We start from the raw sequence: 11951 nt of genomic DNA on the forward strand, positions 1-11951 counted from the left end.
CGATTGCGCAATCATATCGCCGCTCAGGAGTGTTCCTCGGCGGCGGTTGCCGCGAGTGCGCGATTGTAGGCATTCAGGGCATCAACATGGAAAAGCGCGCCCAACAACTCAGGTGGAGCGGCATCTGCTGACAGGGTAACCACCGGCAAAAACTGCACGCCTGTTTTCTCGAATATCGGTATCGCTGTTTCGAGTGTTGCTGCACCGTCAATATAAAGCCCTTCCCCGATCATCTCCCAGCAGCGTGGCTCGTCTGCGGCACGTGGATGATCGAAGGAACGCATCGTTTTGAGTGCTGTGAACATCGCCAGAAGATAGGCCTGCGGCCCTTTTGCAAGGTGGATGCCACGCCGCTCGATCTGGGTCAGGAAAAAGCTGCGGTCCACAAGGTTCGACGAGAGCGCCGTTGACATGCTCACAGCGACCATAACGGCCAGCCCCGTCTGCCAGTCACCCGTCAACTCAAATACGATGAGGGTTGTCGAGATCGGGGCACCCAGCACGGCGGCAGCCACCGCCCCCATCCCTGCAAGCGCATAAAGCGAGGTCGAGCCCGAAACATCGGGCATCATCCCCGTGGCAATCAGACCAAAGGCAAGCCCCACCAGAGCGCCGACCATCAGCGAGGGCGAGAAAACTCCGCCGCCCATGCGACCACCAAGCGTAATCGCCACAGCAACGACCTTTAGCACGGCGAATACAGTTACTTCATGCAGTGCCAACTCTCCGGTGAGAGCCAGCGAAGTCGTCTCATAGCCTACGCCGATGATGTGTGGAAACCACAGCGCAATTATCCCCAACAGCGCCCCCGCAACCATAGGGCGGATGTAGCGCGGCAGTTTTGTGAGGTTCTGGATCTTGTTGCCAAAATCATCGGCCCAGAAAACCGCACGCATCAATGCAACGGACACAAGACCACAGGTCAGACCCAGCAACAGAAACGCGGGTAACTCGACGTAGAATTGCAGCTCAGTCACTGTGGGCAGTTTAAACTCTGTCACACCGCCAAATTCGAGGCGGTTGATGACCGTCCCCGCAACACTGGCAATCACGATCGGGGCGAAAGCGTGAACCGCGAAATGCCGGAGCACCACCTCAAGCGCAAACAGCGCACCAGCAATGGGCGCATTAAAGCTGGCCGAAACTCCCGCCGCCACGGCACAACCCAGCAAGTCGCGCCCCGTGATCCCGTCAGCATTAATCCGGCGGTTCACCCATGTCGAAATTACCGCAGCGAGGTGAACCACAGGCCCCTCGCGACCCGAAGAACCGCCAGTTCCGAGCGTCACCATAGAAGCCAGCGCGGAGGCTAAACCTGCTTTTGTCTCGACCCTACCCTCGTGCAGGGCCGCGCCCTCAATCACATCCGCAACCGACCGCGCACGGGCATCGTGTGTGAATTTGTGTAGAATAAGACCTGACACCAGCCCGCCGAATGTCGGGATCAGGATAATCCAGTACCAATCCAACCCGCTGATAAAGCTATGCAAATGTTGGACATCATCCGTACCGTAAAGCTTTGTCTGGAGGAAATAGATGCCTTTACGGAAAAACAGTGCCGCGAAACCGGCGGCAATGCCGATGACAAGCGCGATAAACCAGAAGGTAATTTTTCCGGGCCCTTTGTGACGCAAGACCCCCCAGCCAACGCGACAACTCGTGACAGCCAAATTGATCTGTTCTGACACGTAACTGCGGGCGGGGGCGTTCATCGGGGCCTCGGGTTCGAAAAGGGCATGGATCGGCTTCCCCAGCGGAAACCATATCGCGGGCCGGTATTCAAGGCATCAGGTGCCAAGGAGGGCGCGGGCGGCTTCGCGAGCGGCCTGCGTAATCGTATCGCCGGCTACCATCCGCGCAACTTCGTCAACGCGCTGATCCGGATCAAGGGGCACAACATTAGTGGTCGTCATGCCATCCGTAACCGATTTTTCGACCCGCCAGTGATGCGCGCCAAGGGCCGCAACCTGAGGCGAATGGGTCACGACCAGCACTTGGCCACCCTGTGCGATTGCAGCCAGACGACGACCAACCGCATCAGCAGTCGCCCCGCCTACCCCGCGATCAATTTCGTCGAAGATGAGTGTGAGGCCGGATTGGCTCTGGGTCAGGCATACTTTCAGCGCGAGCAGGAAGCGGCTCAGTTCCCCCCCCGAAGCGATCTTGTTAAGCGGCCCCGCCGGAGCGCCAGGATTTGTCGCCACGGTAAAGGATACCTCGTCGCGTCCCTCAGGCCCTTCCTGCTCTGGCGTGATGCGCGTTGCAAACACCGCACGCTCCATCTTGAGGGGCGCGAGTTCAGCGCTAACTGCTGTGTCGAGCTTGATTGCTACCGCCGTACGTGCCTCGGTGAGGGCGGTCGCAGCATTGGCGTATGCGGCTTCGGCAGCCTGCACATCTGCACGCAATTTGGCCTGCTGCGCATCACCTGCATCCAGTGCGTCGAGTTTTGCGCGCAGGGTATCCGCAAAGCCTGCCAGTTCATCCGGCTGGACGTCATGTTTCCGCGCCAGACCGCGGATGGCAAAAAGGCGCTCCTCGGTTTCCTCAAGCTCGGTTGTGTCGAACGACATCGCCTCGATGGCACGCACCACACCGTCCATCGCTGTGTCCAGCTCAATCATGGCACGATTAAGCGCCGCCATCGGCTCCTCCAGCGTACCATCTGCACGCGCTGCCGCCCCGTCGAGCCAACGAAACGCATCAGCGAGCTGCGCCTCGGCTCCGCTCTGGCCCATCGCTTCATAGGCGTTGACCACGTCACCGCGAATTTTCTCGGCCGATTGCATCATGCGGCGTTTGGTGTCCAAAATGGCCTCCTCCCCCTCTTCAGGAGAGAGCTTGTCCAACTCGGCAACGGCATAGCGCAAAAACTCTTCCTCGGCGCGGATTTCATCCTGCGCTTTGGCGGCGGCGGCCTCCACCTTGCGCGCGCGGGCCATGTCGGACCATGCGGCACGAACTGCTGCCCGTAAATCGTCAAGTGCGCCAAAACTATCCAGAATTGTCCGGTGGCCGCGTGGATTGAGCAGCCCACGGTCATCATGCTGGCCGTGTAATTCAACTAGTGTATCGCTGAGTGCTCGCAGCACCTCTCCGGAACAGCGGCGGTCATTCACCCACGCCGTTTTTCGCCCCTCTGCGGTATTTATGCGTCTTAAAATAAGCTCGTCAGCAACAGGCAGTCCGGCTTCTTCAAGCACGGCACGGGCGGGGTGGTTCGGGGCCAAATCAAACCATGCAGTAACCTCGCCCTGTGCCGCACCCTGGCGCACCAGATCCGCGCGGCCGCGCCACCCTAGAACAAAACCCAAACTATCAAGCAAAATGGACTTACCGGCTCCTGTCTCACCGGTAAGCACGTTGAGGCCCGGCTGGAAACTCAGTTCCAGCCGCTCGATGATAAGCATGTCAGAGATATCAAGGCCGCGCAGCATTAAAGGCGTTCCGTCGAAGATGTGCCGATGTGCACGGCTTAGATCCAGTCGCCCTTCAGGGTCTGGCGGTAAATGGCAGAAAGCCAGTTATTTCCAAGCGATTTCAACTCCAGACCGCGACCAGTGAGCAGCTTATAGCTGTCCTCGTACCACTCGGTCGAGCGGTAGTTATGGCCCAGAATGGCGCCCGCCGTCTGTGCCTCGTCGGTGAGACCGAGGCTGAGGTAGGATTCGACCAAACGGTGCAGCGCTTCTGCGGTGTGGGTCGTTGTCTGGAAATCTTCGACGACCACGCGAAAGCGGTTTATCGCAGCGGTGTAATGGTCACGGCGCAAATAATAGCGGCCAATTTCCATTTCCTTACCTGCCAGATGATCAAACGCAAGATCGAATTTTAGAATCGATCCACGAGCATATTCGCTGTCGGGATAACGCTCGATCACTTCGCGCAGGCTTTGGAGTGCTTGAAAGGTAAGCCCCTGATCGCGGCCCACATCGTCGATCTGGTCATAATAGCTAAGCGCCAGAAGATACGCGGCATAGGCGGCGTCATCATCATCGGGATAAAAGTCGATGAAGCGCTGCGCAGCAGACCGGCTGTTCGGATAATCGGCATCCTGATGATAGGCAAACGCCTGCATGATCAGGGCTCGCTTGGCCCACTCGGAATAGGGGTAAAGCCGCTCAATCTCTGCAAAATAAAAGGCGCCCTCGGCGGGCCGGCGGCGGTTAAGCTCGAACTCGCCACGCTCGAATATCTGCTCGGGCGTATACGTCTCGAGCGGGATTTCCTGCCGGTTGACAAAGCTGTTTGTAAAGCGGCCGGTGTCTTGCCCGCCGCCACAAGCCGTGAGCGATGCGACAGCCACAAGCATAACCGAAAGACGTCTTGAAGTCCCTCCAAATCCCATCTTAGGCTATCCTTACTCTACTACCGCTATGATCTTTTTCAGGAGTTTGCCCCCTGTTGTCCATGGTGTTAGCACAATAATCAGCGGTGCAAAACGCCCATTTCCGGATTTATCAAAAAGCCCGGAGCTTTCACACCGGGCCTTGTCATCTTCTAACTCTCTAATGGCTTTCAGGCAACTGCCGGAATTTCATCCCAGACAAGTCCATGACCCGGCAGACGAGACGCCATTTCTCCGTCACATTGCACCAAACGAACAGCATCCGGCGTTGCAAACAAGGCCCGTAGCAGCGTGTTGGTCAACGAATGACCGGCGCGAATACCGGTATAATGGCCAAGCAGCGGCGCACCGGCCAGCGCAAGATCACCCAGAGCATCCAGCATCTTGTGGCGCACAGGTTCGTCGGCGTGCCGCAGACCACCTGGACTGAGGACATCCGCGCCGTCGAAAACAACTGCATTTTCGCCTGCAGATCCACCGAGAGCCAAACCGTTCGCTTGCATCGTGTCTACATCGGCCTGACGGCAGAATGTACGACTGTCACACAATTCGCGGGCAAAGGAACCGTTGTTCATCACAAGGGACTTTTGCTGGTGGCCGATTGCGGCATCCGTGAAATCTATCTCGAAATCAATACGCAGCGTGTGGGAAGGTGCGATTGTCGCAGATGCATCGCCATCCCGAACAGTCACTTCCTTAAGCACTTCAAGGGCATAGACCGGTGCCGCTTGCATCTGCACGCCCTGCCCCATGATGCCGCGCACAAAAGGCGCAGCAGAGCCGTCAAGGATCGGCACTTCAGGACCGTCAATTTCGACGAGTGCGTTGTGTATGCCACAACCTGCAAGTGCCGCCATCAGATGCTCGACGGTCGAGATCTGTAGGCCGCTCTTATTTTCCAGTTTTGTGCACAACGGCGAGCGGTTGACTGCATCCCAGCGTGCCGGGATCATCCGGTCACCGACATCTACATCAGTGCGTTTGAACCAGATACCATGACCAACAGGCGCAGGCAGAACGGTAGCAGTCGCAGGCTTACCCGAGTGCAGGCCTTTGCCCGCAAAGCTGATCGCTGTTTTTACTGTGTTCTGCACGGTATCATCCTCGGTCCAAATTCAAGTTTAGCACTCGATTAACGTTTAACTACGCGCCCGGTTGCCAAGTCACAAATCAAGGATTGCAACCGAATGAAACATCACTGTAACAAAACGGCGCAATACCGCCCTTCACACCGTAATACGCTAATTTAAAACGAAAAAAGGCCTCCCGAAGGCGACCTTTTACATCACGATGTGATGGTATTTAGTTCGCCTGACGGCGCAAGAATGCTGGAATTTCGATGCGTTCCTGCTCTGGATCGGCTTCCTGACGTGGCTGCGGAGCTGCTGCTGCCTGCTGGCGCTGCACGGGCGGCTGCTGACGCGCGGGCTGGCTGGGGGCTGCAGCACGGGGCTGTGCTTCGGCCTCGGAACCAGTCATGCGATTGATCAGCGAGTTGATGCCAAAGCGCGGACGCTCTCCCTGAACCGTCGGTGCAGCGGCTTGCGGCTTGGGTGCAGGGGCGGCTGCCGCTGGACGCTCAACCGGCTGTGCGCGCTGTGCTGCAGCACGCAGGCGTGCCATAGCTTCGGGCGATGGTGTCCCCGGTGTCGGCGCACGCGGTGCGATGAATGCTTCCGGTTCTGCCTCAATTGCTTCTGGATGGGACTCGTAGGCCGTACGCTCGGGTGAATAGGCCGGTGCCGGAACATCGTCATGCGCGTCCTCGATAGGCTCATAGCGACGGCCCTCGAACATGTCGCGCGTATTATCTGCACGGGCAGCTTGGCGCGGCGCTTCGTCAAAAAAGCTTGGTGTTTGAGGTTCTTGCGGAGCCTGTGCAGCAGGTGCAGCAGCCGCAATCGGTGCCGGACGCGCCGGAGCGGGTGTGGGCGCCGGCGCTGCAATCACAGCAGCCTCGGCCACTTCATTGCTCAGCGGACGCGACATGGAGCGGCGTGGGACCGGAATATCGGTGTTCACGTCAACCGCATCAATACCGGTTGCCACAACGCTCACGCGCATAAATCCGCCGAGACTCTCGTCGAGCGTGGAGCCGACAATAATGTTCGCTTCGGGATCCACTTCCTCGCGGATACGGTTCGCAGCTTCATCGAGTTCGAACAATGTAAGGTCCGCGCCGCCCGTGATGTTGATGAGAACACCTTTGGCCCCGCGCAGTGAAATCTCGTCGAGCAGAGGGTTGGCAATCGCCGCCTCCGCTGCCTGAATAGCGCGGTTTTCGCCTTCGGCCTCGCCTGTTCCCATCATCGCCTTGCCCATCTCGTCCATCACGGCACGCACATCGGCAAAGTCGAGGTTGATCAGACCGGGGCGTACCATCAGATCGGTAACGCCTTTTACGCCCTGATACAGGACATCGTCAGCCATCGAGAAGGCCTCGGTGAAGGTGGTTTTTTCATTTGCCAGACGGAACAGGTTCTGGTTCGGGATGATGATGAGCGTATCAACAACCTTTTGCAGAGCTTCAACACCCTCCTCGGCCTGACGCATCCGCTTTGCACCCTCGAACTGGAAAGGCTTGGTCACGACACCGACAGTCAGAACGCCCAACTCACGTGCGGCCTGTGCGATGATCGGCGCGGCGCCGGTGCCTGTACCACCGCCCATACCAGCAGTGATAAAGCACATGTGCGCGCCGGCAAGGTGATCCACGATCTGCTCAATGCTCTCTTCGGCGGCCGCAGCCCCTACGGAGGCGCGCGCGCCCGCCCCAAGACCTTCGGTCACTTTGATACCCAGCTGAACGCGGTTCTCCGCCTTGGCTTGCTGCAGTGCTTGCGCATCCGTGTTGGCCACAACAAAATCAACACCATCGAGGTTCTTGTCGATCATGTTGTTGACCGCGTTTCCACCCGCCCCGCCGACACCGAAAACGGTAATGCGTGGCTTGAGATCTTCCTGTCCCGGCATCGAGAGGTTCAAAGTCATCTTGGTTCCGCCTGTTCTTGTGCCCGCACCGCGCGGGTCATTTTTGTCCCAAATTTATTTAACACTAGACGCCATGGAGTCTGTCGTCACGTAAAAAAGGGCTTTTTGGCGCTAAATATAGGCAATTTTTTGCCACTTTTCACCGCATTTCGTCTCGGGCACCCGATGTAGGGGTCACCAATTGTCCTTAAACCATTTTACAGCGCGCTTGAGCGACCTGTTCGGGTATCTGTCGGCAGGAATGTCAAAGTCCCACCACTCATCCTGTGGGTTGGCCGCAAACAGCGCGAGCCCGACAGCCGACGAAAAACCGGGGCCTGTTGCAGCCTGCGGCAGACCGTGCACACGCAAGGGACGACCAAGTCGGACCTGCTGACCAAGGATCTTGGCGGCCAGCCCGTCAAGGCCGGGGATCTGGCTGCCGCCGCCTGTCAGCACAATCTGCTGGCTCGGCAAATGATCAAATCCTGCAGCGTCCAGACGGGCACGCACTTCCTCGAAAATCTCTTCCACGCGAGGGCGCATAATGCCGATCAGCTCCGCGCGGCTGGCAGTGCGGCGGTCGTGCTCGTAATCACCGGTCTCGCCGCCAATCTCGATCATCTCGCGGTCGTCCATGCCCGTGGCATGCACACCACCATAAAACGTCTTGATACGCTCGGCGTTGGCCATTGGAACCGACAGCCCCAAAGAGATATCTGAGGTCACATGATCACCGCCCATGCGGATGCTATCCGCGTAAATCATATGCTTTTTAATAAAAATTGACACGCTGGTGGCACCGCCCCCCAGATCAATACATGCAGCGCCCAGTTCTTGCTCGTCCTCCACCAGTGCAGCAATTCCAGACACGTAAGCCGACGATGCAATGCCTGCGAGCTCCAGATCACAACGCTTGATACAATAAGCCAGATGCTGCACTGCAGCGGCGTCTACTGTCAGCATGTGCATATCAACACTCAGCTCGTTGCCGAGCTGCCCGCGCGGATCAATCAGACCGCTGCGGTGATCGAGCGCAAAATTCACAGGCTGGGCATGCAATACTTCACGCCCTTCTCCGTATTCAGGCACATCACATGAGGCCAGCACGCGGGCCACATCCTGCTCGGTGACCACCTGATCCTCAAGAACCAGCTGCGCATCCAGGCCGTAGCTGCGCGGCTCCCCGCCCGAAAAGCACGCTATCACATGATCGACACGGATCCCCGCCATCTTTTGCGCGGCCTGCAAAGCCGTGCGAATGGCGCGCTCTGTTTCGCCCATCGCCGTGATTTCGCCAAAACGGACACCGCGCGAGCGTGTCGTTGCAGCACCGATGATCCTAAAGCCGGACTGACCCGCGAGCGAGCCGAACTCCCCCCCCTCGTCCATCCGCGCAGAGCCGTCAAAGCGCAGCACAAGCGCCGCAATCTTCGAGGAACCTACATCAAGGATAGCAACCACACCGCGCTGCATTGCGACCTTGCGCATCTGCCGCATCGTGCGTTGGCTCTGGTAAAGATCATTCATTATTTATTCGCCCCAAACGCTGCCTGTTGGGCCAACCTTTCTGCGGCGGCCTCATTTGTCATTTGCACTGTTGGACGGCGTGCTAGCCGCATGTCTACCCGCGCGACATCGCGGGTCAGAATATCACTTGCACCTTCCAGTGCGATCACCCGCTCGAGCGCGCGCAGCGGCTCGGTTGTGGGCAGCAAAATGCGCTGGCCACGGTCAAGGACAACATCCCAACGCCGTTCGCCCATACGCACCAAACCGCGCAAGCGGTCCCCCAGAGGCGCCGCAGCATTGATCAGCTCAAGCGCTTCGGCCACATTCTGGTCCGCTCCCTCGCCTGCGATCAACGGCAGATCAGGGCGGGCATAACGGCTGGTGGCAGCGGCGACATACATTCCGCCCGCATCGATCAGGGACAGCCCGCTCTCGTTGCGCCACAGCACCACCGCTTCTCGCGGCTCAATGTCAACTTGCAGCACGCCGCCCGGACGGATCCGGATGGATGCGGACTTAACGGCAGAAATCCCAGATACTGTGGCCCTCATTGCATCCAGATCCAGATCAAAGCTGGAAACCGGAAATTCAAGCGGCAAAGTTTCGCGGATGTATGTTGCGAGCTCGTCTTTTGCGCCATCCACAGCCATCAGATTGACCATAAATTCAGGGCGCGTTTCGATGCTGGCGCGCGCTTCGTCGACCGCCTGCTCAATGGCACCGCGGCGGCCCTCGTCGGACAGATACCATGTGCCTGCAGCCAGTGTGATGCAAAACGGAATGCCTGCGCGTAGTGCCAGACGGATGCCCGGCGTCAACATCAGGCGCTGCATACGCCACGCCCAGCGCGAGGGTGACGGATCGGCCCGTCCAACGGGTGCTTTTTTAGCTATCAGCGCGCGCATGAAGCATCCTCCACCATCCACGCGCACAGCGCCGGAAAGCTGATACCTGTGGCCTGCGCCTGCTCTGGCGTGAGCGAGGTACTCGTCATTCCGGGCTGCGTATTGGTCTCGAGCAGGATCAAGCCTGCCGCACCACGCGTCTCGTCCCAGCGAAAATCGGTGCGGCTCACACCGCGACAGCCTAATGCAATATGCGCCCGCAGGGCATAATCGAGGCACAGATCAAAAATCTCTCGGGGAATGTCCGCAGGTACAATATGGGAAGACCCTCCCTCTTTGTACTTGGCATCATAGTCGTACCAGCCCGTGGTGACGATGTCAGTGACAGTCAAAGCGCGGTCACCCAGCACAGTCGTCGTCAACTCGCGCCCCGGCGCGAATGCCTCGACCATGACCATCTCGGGCATGCTATCGTCCAGCTGTGGCGGGCCGTTGTTTGAATCCGCCACCAGATACACCCCGACAGACGAGCCTTCGTTGTTGGGCTTCACAACATAGGGCGGTGTCATCACATGGCCGCCGCGCACTTGCTCGGCGGGAACGATAATGCTGTCAACAACGGGCAAGCCAGCAGCGCGAAAGACGTCCTTGCAGCGCTGTTTGTCCATCGCCACAGCAGAGGCCAGCACGCCAGAATGGGTATAGGGAATTTTAAGCCATTCGAGGATACCCTGAACGCACCCGTCCTCGCCCCAGCGACCATGCAAACAATTTAGCACGGCATCGGGCGCAAGGCCCGTCAAAACGGCATAAAGATCGGGGCCTGCATCGACCTCGACCACCTTGTATCCGCCATGTTCCCGCAGTGCAGCCGCGCATGCGCGCCCCGAATTGAGCGATACCTCGCGTTCAGCCGAGGGTCCGCCCATGAGTACTGCAACCGTGGGGTTTGTCCTGCTCGACATACCCTTGTGCCTTCAATGTCCCAGAGCTCGAAAAGCTCTTTTATTATTTGTAGGAGCCTTTTGGCCCATCAGATTTTTTGTGCCACTTTTTGTGGCATTAACACCGCAAATTAGACGCTTATTTTTCGCCTATTCGCATTATCTCCCACTCTAACGTGATACCACTCTTATCGTAAACCTTTTTTCGCACTTCTTCGCCCAATCCCTCAAGATCGGCAGCTGTGGCACCGCCCGTGTTGATTAAAAAGTTGGCGTGTTTGACGGACATCTGTGCGCCACCGCGTGTAGCGCCCTTCATGCCAGCGTCCTGTATGACCTTCCATGCCTTTAGGTCATGCACCTCGTCTGCCTGTCCCGTAGAGCTGAACCCCGCAGGATTGCGAAATGTCGAGCCTGCACTGCGCTCCTTAGTGGGCTGGGTGGCATCACGTTTCTGCAGTTGGTCTTCCATACGCACATGAAGCGCCGCCGGCTCCCCGCGTGGCGGGGCAAAGGTGGCGCTGACAATGACAGCGCCTTCGGTCAATGCGCTCTGGCGGTAGGCGAATTTGAGGTCATCCGCTGTGAGTGTCAAAAGCTCACCGGTGCGGGTCACTGCTTGTGCGCGCACAAAATGATCCGCCGTGTAGACGCCATAACAGCCTGCGTTCATTCGCACGGCGCCGCCGATGCTGCCCGGAATTGTGCGCAGGAACGTCAGATCAAGGCCCGCATCTGCCGCCTTGCGCGCCACATGTGCGTCCAGCGCGGCGGCACCTGCCGTAACCTCGCCGTCCGCAATCTCGATGGTGTTGAACCCACGCCCCAGACGGATCACAACAGCCCGCAGACCGCCATCGCGCACAATCAGATTGGAACCTACGCCCATGGCAAATACCGACACAGATTGGGGCAGGTCGCGCAAGAAGCATTGCAAATCATCCAGATCGGCAGGCTGGAAAAGGTAGTCCGCAGGACCGCCGACACGCAGCCATGTCAGATCGGATAAGGTGCGTTGCGGCGTCAGCTTTCCGCGCGGGAGGGGCAGTTCAGTCATCCGCTGTGACCCTGCTGTCGCGAAACCCGCGCACGATCCGGCCCAACAAGAACCCCAAACCGACCGCGGATATCGCATACATGAGTGCCGCTGCGTGGGCGGTGATCGCTGGCGGCGATAGCGGCCTGGCGTCCAGACCGAACATCATCCACAGAGTATTGAGGCCCATGCCCGTCAAAAGCACAATTACAAACAGCCCAAAACGTTTATGGTAGCCGGAATAGCCACAGCCAAACATCCAGATGGCAAGGCCCACAACAAGAATGTAAATCATC

The 11951-nt window shown here is 58.4% G+C and carries 10 protein-coding genes; all 10 read right to left on the reverse strand.

Features of this window, described 5'->3' with window-relative positions; translation table 11 throughout:
• Positions 1–23: 23 nt before the first annotated feature.
• Positions 24–1712 (reverse strand): chloride channel protein, encoded by a 1689-nt coding sequence (locus C8N30_RS01435; RefSeq protein WP_025062712.1) that lies wholly within the window; start codon positions 1710–1712, stop codon positions 24–26.
• A 75-nt stretch (positions 1713–1787) separates the two neighbouring features.
• Positions 1788–3437 carry a DNA repair protein RecN gene (gene recN, locus C8N30_RS01440; RefSeq protein WP_025062713.1) on the reverse strand — a complete coding sequence of 550 codons (1650 nt, stop codon included), beginning with the start codon at positions 3435–3437 and terminating at the stop codon, positions 1788–1790.
• A 38-nt stretch (positions 3438–3475) separates the two neighbouring features.
• Positions 3476–4348 carry an outer membrane protein assembly factor BamD gene (locus C8N30_RS01445; protein WP_025062714.1) on the reverse strand — a complete coding sequence of 291 codons (873 nt, stop codon included), beginning with the start codon at positions 4346–4348 and terminating at the stop codon, positions 3476–3478.
• Between the two features lie 170 nt (positions 4349–4518).
• Positions 4519–5442, reverse strand: coding sequence for a UDP-3-O-acyl-N-acetylglucosamine deacetylase (gene lpxC, locus C8N30_RS01450; protein WP_025062715.1), 924 nt, complete (start codon positions 5440–5442; stop codon positions 4519–4521).
• Between the two features lie 208 nt (positions 5443–5650).
• A complete protein-coding gene (gene ftsZ / locus C8N30_RS01455; protein ID WP_025062716.1) occupies positions 5651–7339 on the reverse strand; it encodes a cell division protein FtsZ in 1689 nt (562 codons plus the stop codon).
• A gap of 174 nt (positions 7340–7513) precedes the next feature.
• Positions 7514–8848, reverse strand: a complete 1335-nt coding sequence (ftsA, locus tag C8N30_RS01460) for a cell division protein FtsA (protein WP_025062717.1) — start codon at positions 8846–8848, stop codon at positions 7514–7516.
• The gene (locus tag C8N30_RS01465) at positions 8848–9735 is read right to left on the reverse strand and encodes a cell division protein FtsQ/DivIB (protein WP_025062718.1); all 888 of its coding nucleotides are present in this window, start codon (positions 9733–9735) and stop codon (positions 8848–8850) included. The genes ftsA and C8N30_RS01465 overlap by 1 nt, the downstream gene beginning before the upstream one ends.
• Positions 9723–10604, reverse strand: coding sequence for a D-alanine--D-alanine ligase (locus C8N30_RS01470; protein WP_025062719.1), 882 nt, complete (start codon positions 10602–10604; stop codon positions 9723–9725). Before C8N30_RS01470 ends, C8N30_RS01465 begins: the two co-directional genes overlap by 13 nt.
• Before the next feature lie 154 nt (positions 10605–10758).
• Entirely contained in the window at positions 10759–11676 is a 918-nt protein-coding gene (murB, locus tag C8N30_RS01475) for a UDP-N-acetylmuramate dehydrogenase (protein WP_025062720.1), read from the reverse strand.
• A complete protein-coding gene (locus C8N30_RS01480; protein ID WP_025062721.1) occupies positions 11669–11950 on the reverse strand; it encodes a hypothetical protein in 282 nt (93 codons plus the stop codon). Before C8N30_RS01480 ends, murB begins: the two co-directional genes overlap by 8 nt.
• Position 11951: the final 1 nt, after the last annotated feature.

The organism is Sulfitobacter guttiformis (genome assembly GCF_003610455.1).
In the GTDB taxonomy this organism is placed as follows: domain Bacteria; phylum Pseudomonadota; class Alphaproteobacteria; order Rhodobacterales; family Rhodobacteraceae; genus Sulfitobacter; species Sulfitobacter guttiformis.